The organism is Cohnella lubricantis (genome assembly GCF_014212015.1).
GTDB classification, from domain to species: Bacteria; Bacillota; Bacilli; order Paenibacillales; family Paenibacillaceae; genus Cohnella; species Cohnella lubricantis.
Genome location: NZ_JACJVN010000057.1, coordinates 152023 through 168724 on the forward strand (window position 1 = coordinate 152023; position 16702 = coordinate 168724).

Annotated in this window: 16 protein-coding genes; 8 read left to right on the plus strand and 8 right to left on the minus strand. The window is 60.9% G+C overall.

The window, feature by feature from the left end; genetic code table 11:
- Positions 1–78: 78 nt before the first annotated feature.
- Positions 79–1038 (plus strand): hypothetical protein, encoded by a 960-nt coding sequence (locus H4Q31_RS15295; RefSeq protein ID WP_185179914.1) that lies wholly within the window; start codon positions 79–81, stop codon positions 1036–1038.
- Here the strand turns inward: H4Q31_RS15295 and H4Q31_RS15300 are convergent.
- Positions 978–1634 carry an NUDIX hydrolase gene (locus tag H4Q31_RS15300; RefSeq protein WP_185179915.1) on the minus strand — a complete coding sequence of 219 codons (657 nt, stop codon included), beginning with the start codon at positions 1632–1634 and terminating at the stop codon, positions 978–980. The two genes, H4Q31_RS15295 and H4Q31_RS15300, sit on opposite strands and share 61 nt — an antisense overlap.
- A 108-nt stretch (positions 1635–1742) precedes the next feature.
- On the opposite strand from H4Q31_RS15300, the gene H4Q31_RS15305 reads away from it, so the two are divergent.
- Entirely contained in the window at positions 1743–3500 is a 1758-nt protein-coding gene (locus H4Q31_RS15305; protein WP_185179916.1) for an ATP-binding protein, read from the plus strand.
- Here the strand turns inward: H4Q31_RS15305 and H4Q31_RS15310 are convergent.
- Entirely contained in the window at positions 3464–4384 is a 921-nt protein-coding gene (locus H4Q31_RS15310; protein ID WP_185179917.1) for a diacylglycerol/lipid kinase family protein, read from the minus strand. The genes H4Q31_RS15305 and H4Q31_RS15310 overlap by 37 nt on opposite strands.
- Positions 4385–4597: 213 nt before the next feature.
- Here H4Q31_RS15310 and H4Q31_RS15315 point away from each other — a divergent pair, with 213 nt between their 5' ends.
- Both H4Q31_RS15315 and H4Q31_RS15320 read left to right on the plus strand, forming a co-directional pair.
- A complete protein-coding gene (locus H4Q31_RS15315) occupies positions 4598–5704 on the plus strand; it encodes a DNA alkylation repair protein (protein WP_185179918.1) in 1107 nt (368 codons plus the stop codon).
- Positions 5701–6816, plus strand: a complete 1116-nt coding sequence (locus H4Q31_RS15320; RefSeq protein WP_185179919.1) for an FUSC family protein — start codon at positions 5701–5703, stop codon at positions 6814–6816. Before H4Q31_RS15315 ends, H4Q31_RS15320 begins: the two co-directional genes overlap by 4 nt.
- 155 nt (positions 6817–6971) lie before the next feature.
- Here H4Q31_RS15320 and H4Q31_RS15325 read toward each other — a convergent pair whose 3' ends face one another.
- From H4Q31_RS15325 to ilvA, 6 genes are all read right to left on the minus strand, one after another.
- The gene (locus H4Q31_RS15325) at positions 6972–7265 is read right to left on the minus strand and encodes a transposase (RefSeq protein WP_185179920.1); all 294 of its coding nucleotides are present in this window, start codon (positions 7263–7265) and stop codon (positions 6972–6974) included.
- A 19-nt stretch (positions 7266–7284) separates the two neighbouring features.
- Positions 7285–7428 carry a hypothetical protein gene (locus H4Q31_RS15330; RefSeq protein ID WP_185179921.1) on the minus strand — a complete coding sequence of 48 codons (144 nt, stop codon included), beginning with the start codon at positions 7426–7428 and terminating at the stop codon, positions 7285–7287.
- Positions 7429–7530: 102 nt separating this feature from the next.
- A complete protein-coding gene (locus H4Q31_RS15335; protein WP_245347405.1) occupies positions 7531–8154 on the minus strand; it encodes a TVP38/TMEM64 family protein in 624 nt (207 codons plus the stop codon).
- A gap of 3 nt (positions 8155–8157) precedes the next feature.
- Positions 8158–9357, minus strand: a complete 1200-nt coding sequence (locus H4Q31_RS15340) for an MFS transporter (protein ID WP_311771739.1) — start codon at positions 9355–9357, stop codon at positions 8158–8160.
- Between the two features lie 159 nt (positions 9358–9516).
- Positions 9517–10656, minus strand: a complete 1140-nt coding sequence (locus H4Q31_RS15345; RefSeq protein ID WP_185179923.1) for an MGDG synthase family glycosyltransferase — start codon at positions 10654–10656, stop codon at positions 9517–9519.
- Positions 10657–10783: 127 nt separating this feature from the next.
- A complete protein-coding gene (gene ilvA, locus H4Q31_RS15350) occupies positions 10784–12049 on the minus strand; it encodes a threonine ammonia-lyase IlvA (RefSeq protein WP_185179924.1) in 1266 nt (421 codons plus the stop codon).
- Between the two features lie 1017 nt (positions 12050–13066).
- Between ilvA and H4Q31_RS15355 the strand changes: the two genes are divergently transcribed.
- The 4 genes from H4Q31_RS15355 (at position 13067) to H4Q31_RS21670 (ending at position 16545) form a co-directional block, all read left to right on the plus strand.
- On the plus strand, positions 13067–13630 hold the full coding sequence (locus tag H4Q31_RS15355) for a hypothetical protein (RefSeq protein WP_185179925.1): 564 nt from the start codon (positions 13067–13069) through the stop codon (positions 13628–13630).
- Between the two features lie 155 nt (positions 13631–13785).
- Complete coding sequence (locus H4Q31_RS15360; RefSeq protein ID WP_185179926.1) at positions 13786–15198, plus strand: AMP-binding protein; 1413 nt, start codon at positions 13786–13788, stop codon at positions 15196–15198.
- Between the two features lie 194 nt (positions 15199–15392).
- On the plus strand, positions 15393–16232 hold the full coding sequence (locus H4Q31_RS21380) for an FHA domain-containing protein (RefSeq protein ID WP_245347407.1): 840 nt from the start codon (positions 15393–15395) through the stop codon (positions 16230–16232).
- A gap of 124 nt (positions 16233–16356) precedes the next feature.
- Entirely contained in the window at positions 16357–16545 is a 189-nt protein-coding gene (locus H4Q31_RS21670; RefSeq protein WP_245347404.1) for a hypothetical protein, read from the plus strand.
- Positions 16546–16702: the final 157 nt, after the last annotated feature.

Sequence of the window (16702 nt, forward strand, 5' to 3'; positions counted from 1 at the left end):
CGGAGGCATCCGCCCGCGCATATACTGGCAGCAAGAGATAACATCCGTCTGAGGTGCAAAAATAAGGCGTATCGGCGGATGAACGGGGAGCGTGCGGCGATGACGGTCATTCCGAATTTTCCCGAGGAGCTTCTGGAAGAGCACAAACGGTGGCACGACGCCCGCCACTCGGTCGATATTGACAATCCGCCGGCCGGCTATGGCTTGGAGTTCTTGACATTCCATCGCGCCTTCGTTCGCAAAGCGCTGGAATGGTATCGCCAGGCAGGCCTCGATGCCAGGCTGGTCGAGCCTTGGCCGTCGGTTCCGGAGCCGATTCGGCGGTCCTATTGCTATAATCAAGCGGCGGAAGCCCGCATTGTGCAGCGGCCGGATACGTTCGCCTCGGCGGACGAACTGGGGCGCTATATTGAATCGTCCGGCATTCACGGCTGCATTCACGAGATGGCCGCCGAGCTGTATGGCGACGAGGAGATCAATGACTTCGACTTCGCGCCGCGCAACACGGTGTTCTACAATATCCACCTGATGATCGACAATTGGTGGCGCAACTGGGAAGGCCTCGGCCGGTTCGGGGAAGGGATGGCTTATTGGAGCGGCAGATTCTGCGACTCGGACGGGGAGGTGCTCTATTATCGCCGGGACGATTCCACCTGGTGGCTGGGCAATCCGGAGCGGCACAGCCAGTTCGGCCGGCTCGCACAGTTAGCTGGCGGCCGGAACGGCGGGGACGGCAGAGAAGGCGGAGACGGCGGTGCCGATCTCGGCCTCTATCTCGAATGGGGCGCAGTAGGGGAGAGCGCTGCGTTCGGCAGGATGGACGACGGCCGCCCCTTCCGCGTCTGGGACTCGGATCAGGACGGCCGTCTGGAGATCGTCTTCCAATCGCCGTTCACCGGCGATTGGTGGGAGGGCTCGCTGCGCAGCGGGCGCTTGGTCTGGTCGCGGATTCGGCTGCAGCGAACCGGATTGCCGGTTCAAGAGCCCGACTTGCTCCGGGCGGCGAGCTCGCGCAGGAAGCGGAAGACGCTGACGTAATAGCTGCGGTCGCGCGGCACGAAGTCATTCGCCGCCAGCTCCAGGCGGGCAGCCGTCAGCGTTCCGCCCGGCGCGAGCCGAACGCCGCTCGCCTGAACTGCCGATCGCTCGCCGAGCATAAGCGCGATCAGCTCTTCCGCGCCGGCTTCGTACAAGCCGGCGACTTCCTCTTGCTGGAGCCGGAACGCCTCCAGCGGCTCCGCGGTCAGGCAGCCGAATACATGGCTGACCTCCCGGTCGATGTAGGGCACGCCGCCGGCTTCTCCGCTTCCTTCCTCGCGGATCGTCCCATAGGGGACGAGCTGCTCGAACGGCACGCTCCAGCCGATCTCTTCCTCCATCTCGCGGGCGGCGTCGCGGACAGTCTCGCCGGCGGACAGATGCCCGGCCGCCGTAATATCCAGCCGGCCTGGATTCGTATCCTTCGTCTCGCTCCGCTGCTGGAAGAGGATAAGCGCCCGGCCGCCTTCCCCGCGGCGGACAAGCCAGCAATGGAACGTATGGTGCCACAGGCCGCGTTCATGAACCTCGCGGCGCGTTGCCGTGCCGATCGGCCGGCCTTGCTCATCGTAGATATCGAAGCTTTCTATCGCCACGGCTTAGTACAACCTCCGATTAAGATGCAGAATTGGAAAGGAATTTCACGAATGCCGTCGAAGTCATACATTCAAACGCGAAAAATGCATGTATTGCGGGGGGATGCGATGAACGGCTTCGAAGGCACTTGGCCTGCTGTATTTCTATTGCTGGCGCTGTCGATCAGTATACTCGCATCTTATACGATGTTTATATTCATTGGCAATCTCAAACGGAGCAACAGCACCTTCCGCAACTTCTGGCTGGCCGGCGGGGCCTTCGTGTTCAGCGCCGGATTGTGGGCCAAGCACTTCGTGGCGGCGACGGCGTTCGAGGGCGCCGTCTACTTCTCGTGGAGTGTCCCTGTCTCGTTGTTCTTCAACATCTTCTTCTCGCTGATGGCCTTCGTCATGATTACGATTCCGGCCAAATTCAAGTATCAGGCCGCGACGGGCAGCTTCATTCTGAGCTTCGGCGTCGGCTTCATGAATTACTTCAGACTGCTCGGCCAGCCGATTAAGAATATTCGTGCCGAGCCCGGGCTCATCGTCCTGTCCCTTGTGCTGCTGTTCATGGGAACCTACGGAGCGATTCGCCTGTTCGAGCTTCATGGCGAACGCAACAAGTGGCTGGCCAGCGTGACGCTGGGGCTGTCCGTGCTGTGCGTTCAGCTGTTCGGCATGCAGGCGCTCGATATCGACTATTCGGTCTACATGACGATGGACAAGCTGAGCAATGACATCCACCAGCTCGTGCTCATCATCGGCATTGCCGCTCTGATGCTCTTGGTCTCGACATGGGCGACCTGGTTCGTCGACAGGCGTATGAATATGACGGACGAGCGATATCGGCTCGTCGTCGAGAATTCCTTGGACACGATCGCAATCTTCAAGCAGGAACGATGGGCATTCGTCAACGAGTCGGGACTGCGGATGTTCGAAGCGGAAGAGCCCGGCGAATTGCTCGGCAAGCCGATCTATGCTTTTCTACAGGCAGAGGACTTTAATTCCGTTCGGGAGAGGCTGCACAATCTCGTGTTCACGGGGAGCAGCGGTCCGCTGGAGCAAGTATGGTATACGCTCAAGGGCAAGCTTCTGCATACGGAGATCGTGGAGACGATGACGACGCTCGATAACGAGCCGGCGATTCAAGTGATTATGCGGGATATCTCCGAGCGGAAGAAGAACGAGGAGCTGCTGATCAATTCGGAGAAGCTCTATGTAGCCGGACAGCTCGCCGCCGGCATCGCCCATGAGATCCGCAATCCGCTCACTTCGCTGAAGGGCTTCCTGCAGCTGATCGCATCCGGACGCAGGGAGATCAGCTATTACGGCATCATGAACTCCGAGCTGAATCGGATCGAAGGCATTGTCAGCGAGCTGCTTATGCTCTCCAAGCCTCAAGTATACGAGCTGTCCTATTACGACGTTCGCAGCGTGATGCGCGATACGGTGACGCTGCTGGAAGCGCAAGCTATTCTGCATAATATCGCGATCGAGACGGATCTCGGCCGCGACACGCTCTGGATATACGGGGTGGAGAACCAGATCAAGCAGGTCTTCATCAATGTGATCAAGAATGCGATCGAAGCCATGATCGACGGCGGCGCGATCCGCATCCAGATGGGGCGCGAGGACGATTCCGTACGAATCCGAATCTCCGACGAGGGGCCGGGCATCAAGGAAGCGCAATTGGCCAAGATGGGCCAGCCCTTCTACACGACGAAGGAGAAGGGGACCGGCCTCGGCCTGATGGTCAGCTACAAGATCGTGGACAACCACCAAGGCAGAATCGATGTATACAGCCAATTGGGCGCTGGAACGACGTTCGAGATCAGCCTGCCGTTCCGTTACCCGGAGGCGGAAGCCGTTACGAAGAGCAGCTGATTCGGCACGCACTTGGCGGTGATCGGCGTCTCTCCAGCGGGCTCGCCGTCCCCGAACGCTTCGATTGGACGGTCCGAGACGATCTCGACGGAAGCTCCGCGCAGGACGGTCACAACGCGGGTGCGGACGTGAGAGCCGTTCAAGATCGTAGGGAACAGCCGCAGCAGCTTCCAAGGCGTGCAGTCGTGGACGACGCATACATGCAGCAGGCCGTCAGCAGGTTCAGCGCCCGGATTGATCCGAAGCCCTCCACCGTAGCTGGACGTGTTAGAGATAGCGGAGAGCCAGACATTATCGAAAATGTGCTGTTGCCCGTCCACGCGGACGGTGACCTGGCGCGGCTGATAGCGGGTCAATACGCGAAGCAGCCCGATGATGTAAGCAAGCGAGCCAACGCCTAGCCGATTGCACCAACGCTTGTAGCGTGAACCGTTCACGTCGCGGACGATCGCCGCATCGAAGCCGACAGCCAGCGCAGTCAGCGTCAGGCGGCGCTCTCCCGAGCCGAGGCTGGCGCTTAGTATGTCGGATGGGCGCGCCTGCCCGTTCAAGAGGACGGCCAGAGCGTCTTGGGTCCGCTTTGGAATGCGGAACGCTCTGGCCGTATCGTTGCCGGACCCGGCGGGAATAATGCCGAGCGGCACCCCGCTGCCCGCCAGCAGGGGCAGCAGGCTGTGCAGCGTGCCGTCCCCGCCGATCGCCGCAACCGCTTTCACTTCGCCGCGCCGCAATAGCTCCGCCGCTTGAGCGCAAGCCTTCTCCTCATCCGCCTCGGTTATCGCCCGATAAGCGACTCTCCGCGATTGCAGCTCCGCTTCTACGGATCGCCACACCTTGCGTCCCCGGCCGTTGCCGGCCTTCTCGTTCACGACGAACAGGTACATTGTCGAATCGGGGCCTCCTCTTGCCGAACATTGTCGTTTAGCTATCATTATAAGGGCTGGGCCCTTTGAGCGGAAGCGATTCTTGCGTCGGTCATGCTATAATAGGCTGATCTCGAGCGAGTTCGGCGCCTCAAGGCTCAATAGAGCAAGTTCGCTCTGAAGACGCCAGGTTTTAAGCAGCCGAACGGTTGTGCAAGGATGGGGGAATACGGCGTGGCTGAGCCGCTTAAATTCATGTATGACGAAGCATTCATCAACGGGTTCGCCCAGCGGGTGTGCAGCAGTTGGGTTCCGTTCGACGGGGCTCGCTTCCGCGAGCTCGTCTTCGGTCCCGGATGGGATGAACTGGAGCTGAAGGGGCGCATGCGCCGGATCTCGGAGAGCTTGCGCGAGACGCTGCCGGAGAGCTACGCGGAGGCGCTCGCGGTGCTGGAGAGCATCGCGGAAGAGTGCCGCGGATTCCCGTATCTGTTCTTCCCCGACTTCGTCGAGCGGTATGGGCTGGACGATTGGGCGCGTTCGATCGGCGCGCTAGAACGGTTCACGCAGCTGTCCAGCGCGGAATTCGCGGTACGTCCCTTCATTAAGAGGGATACGAAGCGAATGATGGACCAGATGCTGGCTTGGACGAAGCATCCGAACGAGCATGTGCGGCGCCTGGCCAGCGAAGGCTGCCGTCCCCGCTTGCCTTGGGCGGAAGCGCTGCCCGCGTTCAAGCGGGATCCATCGCCTATTCTGCCGATACTGGAAGCGCTGAAGGCCGACCCTTCGGAATATGTAAGGCGCAGCGTGGCGAACAATCTTAACGATATATCCAAGGATCACCCGGATCTCGTGCTGGAGCTCGCCGCGCGCTGGCATGGAGCTGATCCGCTGACAGATGGCATGCTGCGGCATGGCTGCCGGAGCCTGATTCGCGCTTCGGCGCATCCGGCTGCGCTTGGGCTGTTCGGCTTGAAGCCGCCGGAGGGCGTGGTTGTCGCAGAATGGGAGGCGACGCCTTCGGAGGTTGAAGCCGGGGGAGAGGCTGAGGTCCGCTATGCTGTCCGGCTGCCCGAAGGCGAGGCGGCGTTTAAGCTTCGGCTGGAGCTGGCGGTATACTATCCGCGATCCGGCGGCAAGACGTACCGGAAGCTGTTCAAGCTAAGCGAGCGATCGGGGACTGGAGGAGAACTGGTGAAGGGGGCGAGGCGCCTCTCCTTCGCCGACTTGTCGACGCGCAAGCACGCCCCGGGCGAGCACCGGCTTGCGCTTGTCGCGAACGGAGCTGAAGTGGCGGAGCTGACGATTGAACTGAAGGAGAGGGGGATGGGCGGATGACGATCGGCGCCCGCGTACTGAAGACTGGCATTGCGGTCGCGTTGGCTTTGTGGGCGGGAGAATGGCTGCATCTCGATTCGCCGCTGCTGGCGGCGATCACGGCTATTTTCACGATTCAGCCGTCCATCTATCGCAGCTGGATGCAGGTGCTCGATCAATTGCAGAGCAATGTGCTCGGCGTCGCGATCGCGATTGCCGCATTCTGGCTGCTTGGCAGCACCCCGATCTCGGTAGGTATCGTATGTATATTAGTGATATTAATTTGTTTGCGGCTGAAGATCGAAGACACGATCGGGCTCGCGCTGGTCGCGGTCGTCGTCATTATGGAGGCTCGCAGCCAAGGGTGGCCGGTCGCCTTGGATCGCCTGGGCGGGCTGCTGCTCGGCATCGGAATCGCCTTCATCGTGAATGTGACGATCGCTCCGCCGAAGCACAAGGAGCGGTTCGTTCGGCAGGCGCAGGAGGCACAGTCGCTTCTGTCGAGGCTGCTTAGGACGTCTGTCTCCAACGAGCTGAAGGAGAGCGTGTTCCGCATTGAGCAGCGCCGTCTGGATGAGCTGCTGAAGAAGCTGGACGATTCCTATCGGATGTTCGAGGAGGAGCGGGTGTGGTTCCGCCGTTCCCGCGTTCGACGCTCGAAGCTGCTCATCGTCTACAAGGAGATGCTGCTGACGCTTCACCGCGGCGCGAATCTGATCGAAGCGGTGGAGGAGCAATATTGGGCGGTCTCGAGCGAGGCTTCGTGGAACCGCGAGGCGGATCGGCATATCGAGTCGCTGTGCAACTACCACGAGCAATTGCTGTGGAAGTGGGAGGGCAAGACGAAGCGCGGCTCCTCTGCAGCACCCCCGCTTGAGGAAGGCGTACGGCTAACCGAGCAGATCACGGCTTCCGCGGAAGCCGATGCGGTGACGCGCGCCCGGCTGCTCGTCATCACCTCATCGATGTTCGCATACGAAGATCGCTTGCGCCGTCTGGATCGGCTGATCGACCACTGGCGGCTGCGCGAAGCCGGCGACGAAGACGAAGCCGATAAGCGCGAGCGCGAGGTTGGCGAGCCCGCCGAGCGGGAAGCGTCTGAGCGGGAATCGTCTGGGCGCCGAGGAGACTGAGCTTAGTCTCAAACCAGACTAACTCCGGCCCGCGAACGTGTGCGGAGACAGTCGGGGCACGTGCCTGGCTGCCGGTATGCGGGAGCTAGGTTAGCTCCCCACAACAGAAGGACCGCGAAGGACGAACGGTTGGCGTTCGCCTTGCGGTCCTTCGCTTAATCCCCGGGGCCTTTCTTGCCGCGGCCCATCTGCCGGCGGGGGTTCGTGATCTTGCCTTGCTGGTCGATATCGTTCTTCTTCGGGTAGAGCCGGGGGTCGGTCTCGCCTTCGTGATGATTGTCGAAGCTCATCTCCGCCCATTCCCACTCGGTCGTGCCAAGCTGTGGATCCGGCGGGAAAATGTTGCCTCGCTGAAGCTCCAATTCGCGGCCCCACTCGTTCTTATAGACGCCGTCGACTTCCACTTCTTCCCCCGACATCGGAAGCATCCTGCCTTTTTTCTCGCTCATTCGCTTACTTCATCCTCCCTCACAGCCCGTGCTTCGGAACGGCCGCGCGATCGGCCTCCGACTGAAGCCGGTTGGCCTTCTCCTTGCCGCTCCCGGTTCGATCCGCACGGGATTGAGCCTGGCTCGCTTCGCGCTGCTTCTGGGACGGAAATTCGCCGGACATGGCCCTCTCCTCCTTCGTACGCGTTAGAATGAATCGCCGTTAGCGTACCACAGGGCCTGCGACCTTATACCCGGCTGGCGGGCTTACCCGAGCGGGCGGACACTACAGGTAGCGAGACTCCAGCTTTTTGCCGGCAAACCATAGAGCGACGAGGACGACGCCAGCGACGATCAGCCGCCAAGGATGCTCCACTAGCGCGCGCAAGTCGTGGCCGAGGAACGATAAGGTGAATATCATGACGGCTTTGCCCAGCACGATGGCGATGAGGAACGTGTGCAGCGGGATCTTGGACATTCCAGAAGCGATGTTCACCAGTGCGGACGGCGCGAACGGAAAGCAGGAGAGCACGAAGATCGGCGTGAACCCTTTGCGTTCGATCCAGTCGAAGAATCGGTCCATCTTCGGCATCCGCTTGCGAATACGGTCGCTCCAACGGCTGCCGAAGCGCCGAGCCAGCATGAACACGAGCGCGGCCCCGATGAAGGCGCCTATCCAAGATAAGAGGAAGCCGAGCCATAGACCGTAAGCGTTCGCGTTCGCCACGACGAACACGACAAGCGGCAAGAATGGCAGGAATGCCTCAAGCAATGGAAGTATGATGCCCGGCAGCGGCCCGAGGGCCGAATATCGGTCGAGAAAATGTTGAATATCGTCCAGCGTCAGCCCTCTGAAGAAGGTGACGATCGCATCCCACCGGGATGCGAGCATGGACATAGCAGCTAGCATGATCTACCTCGCAGTGTCTCCAGCGGCGCCTTCCCCGCGAAACGTTCGGAATGGAAATATCATATACATTAAGCTTATCGCAATAAAGATGAATCCTGCAAATCGAACGACGGAAGGCTCGCCGAACGCCTCGGCTAGTATCCCTCCGATGCCCGGCCCGATTAAGCCTCCGATGCCTTCCACCGTGGAGAATACGCCCCAGCCCAAGCCTTGCTGTCCGGGCGGCACGTAAGCGGCGAGCAGCGCGTTCCACGCCGGAAGCACGGCTGCGTATGCGACGCCTAGAACGAGCGCCCATGCGAACGATAAGCCGAGCGTCGATATGCCGGTTAATGCGCATAAGGCCAAGCCGAATAGGCAGAAGCCCGTGACGAGGAACCACTTCTTGCCGAGATTGTCGGACAGCCTTCCCATCGGGATGAGGCCCGCCGCTGTGCATCCGCCGCCGATCAGCAGGAGCAGCGAATATTGCGGGTGGGACAGCCCCAAATAATCTTCCGCGAAGCTGGGCAGGATCGGAACGAGCATGCCGGCCGCCAGCGTCTGCAGCACCATGCCCGGCAGCAGCAGATTCATCTCCTTCAGCCTGTCCCCCAGCATGGCGAGCTGACGCCGGAACGGCACGTAATCCATCTCGGCATGAACCTCGCGGGGAATGAACAGCGAGAGCAGCAGAGCGGCCGCGGACACGGCTGCCATAATCCAGAAGGTGAGCTCGGCCCCGATCTCCAGCGTGAAGTTCGTCACCGCCGGACCGCTGCCTAAGCCGACCAGCCAGATCGTATACAAGACGCCCATCTGCGTCCCCCGCCGGTTCTCTCGGACGCGGGTCAAGCATACGATCCAGATGGGGGAGATGCCGATGCCGAACAGTCCGGAAGCGGCGATGAAGATCCAAGGCACTGGCGTGAAGCCCATGAGCAGCATACCGGCCATTGAGAGCAGAAGCGCCCCAACGACGATCGTCCGGACGGATAGGCGGTTCATCAAGTAACCGATCGCCAGCTTGACGACGGTGTCGGTCAAATAATGCGCGGCGACTGCAAGACCTATGACATCCAGGTTGAGCCCAAGGGCATTCTTCCCGTAGATCGGAATGAAGCTGATGAGCGCAGCGCCCCGCCCGAATTCGACCAAATAAAGAATGACGGCGAAGAGCGACATTTCCGGCGAGAAGAGAGACTTCACACGAACAGATCTCACTCGAGGTCTCCTTTGCAACATAATCTTCTACGCAACGATCGGATCTTCGTTCCGCTTGATCGGGCTCGTATCCAGCCTCAGGATAGCCCAATCGCCGGATCGCCAAGCCGAAGTCTCTCCGGTCCCTCGGCTCCCTGGAACGAATCGAATGCTCGTATCTTAAAGTATAGGCAAGTTCTGAAGAATATCTAACGCGATTCGGTCGGCTGCTCCTTCTTTGCGCAAAGTATCGATCGCCGACTGCATGGCGCTTCGGCGGCCGGGGCTTTCAAGTGTACTCTCGATCTCGGCGGCGAGGGCTCCCGGCGTCCGGCAGATGACGGCAGCTCCTTTGGCGGCGAGATAGCGGGCGTTGTTCAGCTCTTGGCCCGGCATGGGGCGGTAGAGGAAGATCGGCAGTCGGGCCTGCATCGCTTCCGTTAAAGTCAACCCGCCCGGCTTGGTGACGATGCAAGAGGCGATGCTCATGAGCTCGTGGATCGACTCGACATAACCGAACACGCGAACGCGGCTTCCGTCGGTGTTGAACCTCTCGCGGAAGGCTGCCTCCAACGCCCGGTTGCGTCCGCAGACGAGAGCGACCTGCGTACGGCCGGCAGAGGCAAGCCGCCTGCACAATTCGCCGAGGCCGGACCGCGCGCCGTATGCGCCGCACATGACCAGAACGACCGGCTGCTCCGGGTCGAAGCCGAACCGTTCGGCTTCGCGCTCAAGCCGGCGGGGCATGGAGAAGGTGGAGCGAAGCGGAATGCCGGTCGCGGCGATACGTGCCGGCGGGATGCCGGTTCTCGCCAGTTCATCGCGCAGGTCGTCCGTGGCGACATAGTACTTATCGATTTTCGGATGGACCCATCTCATATGAAGATCGAAGTCGGTGACGACATTGTACATCGGGATCGGACGTTGAATGCGTCTCGCGATGGACGGCAGGACGAGCATAGGGAACGTGTGAACGATCGCATCGGGACGTTCCTTCTCGATCAACCGGCGAAGCGTGTCAGCTCCCCAGGAATGAAGCCAGTGGGCGAACAGCGAATTCGGCTTCATGCAGCGCGTCGCTTGGTACATCCAGCCGTAGACTTGCGGCCAGAGCGTATAGCTCTTCATATAGAAATAACGGCTGAATTCGTTGAGGATCGGATGAGCTTCGGCCATCAGGTCGAGGAGAACGATATTCGCCGCGCCAAGGCTGGAGAAGCTTTGCTGCAGCGCTAACGCAGCTTGCCGGTGCCCGTCGCCGAAGCTGGCGTAGACGATGATGATTCTCAACGCGCTGGTCCGCCGGGCGATCTCCCGCATACGGTCTCTCCTCCTTGGCAGAGTTGTGATTTATTGTAATCCATTGTCATCCTACCATATACCCGTTAATTCCCGATTAACCGCAGGTCAAAAATAAAAAGAACCCCGCAAGGGGGTTCAGGCGGCGTCAGATCAGCAGGTTGAACAATAGCGGATCCTTGTTCAGCTCGACGAACTGAAAGCCTTTGCGCTGCATCTTGGCGATGAGCGGCTCGTAGTCTTCGCGGCTCTTCAGCTCGATGCCGACGAGCGCGGGGCCGTTCTCTTTGTTGTTCTTCTTCGTATATTCGAATTGGACGATATCGTCGTTCGGGCCGAGCACGTCGTCGAGGAATTCGCGAAGAGCGCCGGCGCGCTGCGGGAAGTTAATCATGAAGTAATGTTTGAGTCCTTCGAAAATCATCGAGCGTTCCTTGATCTCCTGCATCCGATCAATGTCGTTGTTGCCGCCGCTGACGACGCAGACGACGTTCTTGCCTGCGAGGCGATCCGACAGCATCGACAGCGCCGCCACAGGCAGGGCGCCGGCCGGCTCGGCGACGATCGCGTGCTCATTGTACAGCTCGAGAATGGCCGTACAGACGCGGCCTTCCGGGACAGCGACGACGTCGTCCAGCAGCTCGTCGCAGATCGCGAAGGTCAAGTCGCCGACCCGCTTGACGGCCGCGCCGTCGACGAACTTCTCGATCTCGTCCAGCGCGACGACGGCGCGGGCTTCGCGGGATCGCAGCATGGAGGCTGCGCCTTCGGGCTCCACGCCGATAATGATGGTGGACGGGCTCACCGTTTTCACGTATGACGCGACGCCCGCCGCCAGCCCGCCGCCGCCGACCGTAACGAGCAGCACGTCGATCGGCTGCTTGCTCGCTTCGAGGATCTCCTTGCCGACAGTGGCGTTGCCGGCGATGATCATCGGATCGTCGAACGGGTGGACGAACGGCAAGCCTTCTTCGCGGCTGGCGGCGATCGCAGCGGCATAGGCGTCGTCGAACGTATCGCCGATCAGGCGAATCTCCGCATGCTCGCCGCCGAACAGCTTCACTTGATTGATCTTCTGCCTCGGCGTGGTGGCGGGCATGTAGATCAGTCCGCGGATGCCGAGCGCGTGGCACGAGTAAGCGACGCCTTGAGCGTGATTGCCCGCGCTGGCGCAGACGACGCCGTTCGCGCGCACTTCCTCCGGCAGCGAGGAAATCAGGTTGTAGGCGCCGCGAATCTTGAAGGAGCGGACGATCTGCAGGTCCTCTCGTTTGAGCAGGACGTTGCAGCCGTATTTGGCGGACAGCGCGCGGTTAGGCTGGAGAGGAGTCGGCACGACGACGTCCTGCAGGACGCGGTGGGCGTGCAGCACGTCCTCCAGGCGGACAGCCGTATCGGCGGATGGAGTTGGCATGGCGGGTCATCCCTTTCGGTTTATCTCATTAGTTATTGATGATGTGAAAAGTTAACGGCTTTAGCGGCGCGCCCGAGGCTAGCAAGCTCGGAGGCTCGGAAGCTCGGAGGCTCGAAGCTCGGAGACTCGGAAGCTCGGAGACTCGAGGCTCGGCATTTGGCGCTCGGTGAGGCGACTGCTCGCGGAAGCGGTCCGGGCCGTCTTGCGAGCGCGAGCTCGGCGGTTGGGGCTGCTGTAAGCCGGAAAAACCGGGTTACAGGAGCGAGCTCGGCGGTTGGGGCTGCTGTAAGCCGGAAAAATCGGGTTACAGGAGCGCGCACGCGTGTTTGGACTGCTGTAAGCCGGAAAAAACGGGTTACAGGAGCGCGCACGCGTGTTTGGGCTGCTGTAAGCCGGAAAAAACGGGTTACAGGAGCGCGCACGCGTGTTTGGACTGCTGTAAGCCGGAAAAAACGGGTTACAGGAGCGAGCTCGGCGGTTGGGGCTGCTGTAAGCCGGGAAAAACGGGTTACAGGAGCGCGCACGCGTGTTTGGGCCGCTGTAAGCCGGAAAAATCGGGTTACAGGAGCGAACTCGGCAGTTGGGGCTGCTGTAAGCCGGAAAAACCGGGTTACAGGAGCGTGACCACGCGTTTGCGCTCGTTTGCGCGCCTGCTAACGCAAAAAAACCGTCCCGCAAAAGGGACGGATTGGCGCTCCGTGTTACCACCCTCGTTCCGCGAACGCCGCGACAGGATGTCGCTTCGTTCTTGGCACTTCAGCGCGCCGCCGAATGGGGCGCATACCCTTAACGGGGGCGGACGTCCGCGCTTATGGCCGAACGGACTTCGGCGCGGCTTCTCGGGGAGGATATTCCGCCGGGCTCGAACGTCGGCTTGCAGCGAAGCGCCGACTCTCTGGGGATCGAGCGGAACGGGGAACGTGTTCCCGTCATTGAATTTTATATAATGTTATACTCTTACCTAAGCCGGAAGTCAATCCGCCGCTGCCCGATCGCATCGAAGGAAGGGGATGCCTGATGAGAAAATTGTTAGCCGCCCTGATCATTCTAATCTTGCTCTTAGGGGGCGCTGCCGCGTTCGCCTATTGGTACGTGTCCCCGCCGCAGCAGCTCGGCCTCGACTATGAGGAAGTGCCGCTCCGCTCCCGCGCGCTCGATATGGCACGCCGTATGTCGCCGGAACTGGTACTGACGGAGGCGGACGTCAACAATCTCGGCCGGCAGCAGGTTGCCGCCCACCGCAACTATCAGCCCGACGTCGAACTGACGGGCGCGCGCTTCCGCTTGGAGGGCGGCAAGCTCGTCGCCGACGTGACCGCCAAGTGGAAGGACCGCGTCCCGGTCGGCCTGCAGCTAACCTATCGGCTGAGATGGGCAAGCCCGAATCTAATCGCGCAGGTCGAAGAAGCGAAGCTGAAGAATGTCGGACTGCCGGCGGAAGCGTTCGACGATATTGTAATTCCGCTAGGCAACGAGCTGCCGGAGCCGCTTCATGTGAACGATATCCGAATCGAGAGCGATCAACTGGTCGTCGAGTTCCGCAAGCCTAGCCTTCAGGACCTGCGCAGTCTGCTTGGGTAGACAGCCGACGCCATAGCCTAACCCCGAACGGTCTAAGCGGCCGAACGGGGTTTTGTTCATTTTCGAACGGTGGGAATAGTCATAGACAGAGCGTATCTCCGAATAAAATGAGAGCTAGGATCAAGTACGGATTAAGTAGAGGACGGTGCTTCGGCGTGTTGAATGATAGCGTTCAGAAGGAGAGGCCGTGGCTTCTTCATTACCCATGGCAAGTAGCTCCGGCATGCGATTACCCATCCGGCAACGCGGCCCGGCTGCTCATCGGCTGGGCGGAGCGCAGCCCGGGCGCGAAGCCGGGCGGGTACCTCTGCCCCGCCTGGAACTGCGTCCGGCTGCTTCGCGCCAGCCGCAAATTCGCGAACGCGCTGGTCGGCCTCGGCATTGGCCGAGGCGAACGGGTCGCGCTGGTGCTGCCCGACTGCGCGCAGTCGTTTATCGCTTTCTTCGGCACGCTGATGGCAGGCGCGATCGCCGTGCCGCTCGAGGCGGGTACAGGCCCGGACGCGGAACGGGAGACGCGCCGCCGCCTGATCGAGACCGAGGCTGCCGCCGCGGTCGTGTACGACTCTCACCTTCCCGCCATAGCGGCTGCGCGGGAAGGCACATTCCTGCGCGCGATCATCGCCACCTCGAAGGCGGACGGCTCGCCGGGAACGCCGGCGAAGCTCCCCGCGGCGCGTCTCTCGGAGCTTGACCCGTTCGCCCGGCGCCGGGTGAGCGCGAGCGGCGTCGAGCGCTGGAGCCATCTGCTGCGCCGCTTCCCCGATTCGCCCGTGTTCGTTCAGGTCGACGCGGATCGCGAGCTCGCGATGATCCGTTACACGCGCGGAACGACGGGCGATGCCAAGGGGGCGATGCTCACGCACGCGAACCTGATCGCCGGCGCCGTGCAGGTCGCGGCTTGGCGCTACGCGGAAGAGCAGGCGCAGCTTCGTTATCTCGCCGCGCTGCCGATTGCGCGCCGCAGCGGAGACGGCGTCGACGGCTACTGCATCGCCGAGGCCGCGGCTCACCCGGCGGCCCAGCCGGCGAACCGGCTTGGGCGGATGGGGATGCTGGGCATACCGCTGCCCGATACCGAGGCGAGAATCGTTGGCGAGGCTGGATTCGCGCCGCTCTCACCTGGCGAGATCGGGGAATTGATCGTCAGGGGGCCGCAGATTGCGGCCGGCTACTGGCGTCTGCCGCAGGCTAGCAGCGCCGTATTCCAAGATGGCTGGCTGCGAACAGGCGATATGGCGGTCATGGATGAAGACGGATTCATAGCGCTGGTCGACCGCAAGGCCGAAGTGTTCCCGCGCGGCGGACAGACGGTCTATCCGCGGCGGGTGGAGCTGGAGCTCATCCGGCATCCGGCTGTCGCCGCGGCGGTTGTCGTCGGCATCCCGAAGAAGCAGGGGGAGACGGCGATCCGGGCGTTCGTCACCCTAAGAAGAGGCTGCCGAACGTCCGTGATGCAGCTGCGCCGTTGGGGGCTTGAACGGCTGTCTGAACATGAAGCGCCGGATGAGTACGAGGTGTGCGACCGCCTCCCCTCCAAGCTAAAGCTTCGTGAAGGTCAACAATAGGAAGAAATGATTAAAAATAACTAAAGAATGGTTACCTTCATTGCGTATGCATCCCCCCTTTCGCTATACTGATATCAGCTATAGACGTTTTTTTTAAGCATAATAGTAAGCGTTTACAATATTGCGCAGCCAATCAAGGGGTGAAGAAGTTGCCATACGATTCCGATAAAGAGCCTAAAGGGGGGGATCAATTGATGATGGCGGTCGTGGACCGGATCGCGGGATTCGGACTGCGGACGTTGGGGTTGAGAACGAAGTCTGCCTGCAGGCGGACAGTGGGTCGTCCCAAGCGAATGGCTGCCGCATGCGGCCGGCTATTCGGCTCGTTCGGGAGGATGGCCGCAGCCGGAACGGCGTTATGGTCGGGAGCCGGAATCGTAACGGTCCATGCGTCGGAACGAGAGGCTGCTGTCGTACAGACGGGCGTCGGAACGCTGCCATTGCTCGCTGCGATGGCCATTGGCATCTGCATCGCTGCCGCGGCGGTGATCGCCTTCTTGCAGATGACTGCGAAGGCGAAGAACGTCGGGGACAAGGCGGCGGACGACGACGCCGAGCCGTGGCCTTCGGAGTCGTCCGCTGCGGAAGATCGGGCCGATTCATTCCGCGAATCGGACGAATCGTTAGCCGGCCTGGAAGACGCGCTGCCCGATTATACGATTCCTCTGCCGGCCATGCGGCGGCGTCCGGAAGCCGCCGTTCCGGCGCGAGAGGGATCGCCTCGGTTGTGGGGAGTGGAGGGCGAATTCGCCGGCAGCGGCTTCAAGCTGTCGGACTGCTGGCTGACGCTTGGGCGTGACGCAGCCCAATGCGGGATCATCTTCCCCTATGACGCCGGCGAGATCAGCCGCAAGCATTGCTCCCTGAGATTCGAGGCGGAACGCGGCTTATTTCTGATAGAGGACCACCATTCCTCGAATGGAACGTTCCTGTCGGACGGGGAACGCCTGGAGCCTGGAGTGATCTACGAATTGCGGCCGGGAGCCCGATTTTCCCTGTCGGGAGAACGGCATTGGTTTGAAGTCCAAATCTGATGTTTGGCTTTTAACCCCGACCGTAAACTGGTATAATGGGAAAGTCAAGGAATTGCAGACAGCAAGCAGGATGCTATTTAGCAGCATAACTTGCGGGATTCGTTCCGCCGGGAGGGATTTCACATTGGCAAAACGAAGCCACAACGAAGTTCAGGAAAGTCTCCGGGAGCTGACTAGAATTTTCCGGCCGAAGGACCCGCGCAAGTTTGTGAAGGACTACATTCGCAAGTACAGAATTACAAGCGGTTACGAAGAAGAATTGACTCTGCTCGTGGAGCGAGAGTTGGTTAAATTAAATTCTCCCGCGTCCTGATCACGGGAGAGAGATCGGCGAAGGCCTCGTGAGCCTTTGGCCGATCTCTTTTTTTTATGAAATCGTGTCAGCACGCACGGTGGAAAATGCGCATGGCAAAGCTAGGCTACCGCTAGCAGCCCATTGAAAAGGGGGGATCTTAGGCTTGCTTGGTTAC

Excerpts from the sequence above, each read along its gene's own strand:
- H4Q31_RS15295 (WP_185179914.1), top strand. The coding sequence starts at position 79 with ATGAACGGGGAGCGTGCGGCGATGACGGTCATTCCGAATTTTCCCGAG.
- H4Q31_RS15305 (WP_185179916.1), top strand. The coding sequence starts at position 1,743 with ATGAACGGCTTCGAAGGCACTTGGCCTGCTGTATTTCTATTGCTGGCG.
- H4Q31_RS15310 (WP_185179917.1), bottom strand. The coding sequence starts at position 4,384 with ATGTACCTGTTCGTCGTGAACGAGAAGGCCGGCAACGGCCGGGGACGC.
- H4Q31_RS15320 (WP_185179919.1), top strand. The coding sequence starts at position 5,701 with ATGACGATCGGCGCCCGCGTACTGAAGACTGGCATTGCGGTCGCGTTG.
- H4Q31_RS15325 (WP_185179920.1), bottom strand. The coding sequence starts at position 7,265 with ATGAGCGAGAAAAAAGGCAGGATGCTTCCGATGTCGGGGGAAGAAGTG.
- H4Q31_RS15330 (WP_185179921.1), bottom strand. The coding sequence starts at position 7,428 with ATGTCCGGCGAATTTCCGTCCCAGAAGCAGCGCGAAGCGAGCCAGGCT.
- H4Q31_RS15335 (WP_245347405.1), bottom strand. The coding sequence starts at position 8,154 with ATGCTAGCTGCTATGTCCATGCTCGCATCCCGGTGGGATGCGATCGTC.
- H4Q31_RS15345 (WP_185179923.1), bottom strand. The coding sequence starts at position 10,656 with ATGCGGGAGATCGCCCGGCGGACCAGCGCGTTGAGAATCATCATCGTC.
- ilvA (WP_185179924.1), bottom strand. The coding sequence starts at position 12,049 with ATGCCAACTCCATCCGCCGATACGGCTGTCCGCCTGGAGGACGTGCTG.
- H4Q31_RS15355 (WP_185179925.1), top strand. The coding sequence starts at position 13,067 with ATGAGAAAATTGTTAGCCGCCCTGATCATTCTAATCTTGCTCTTAGGG.
- H4Q31_RS21380 (WP_245347407.1), top strand. The coding sequence starts at position 15,393 with ATGATGGCGGTCGTGGACCGGATCGCGGGATTCGGACTGCGGACGTTG.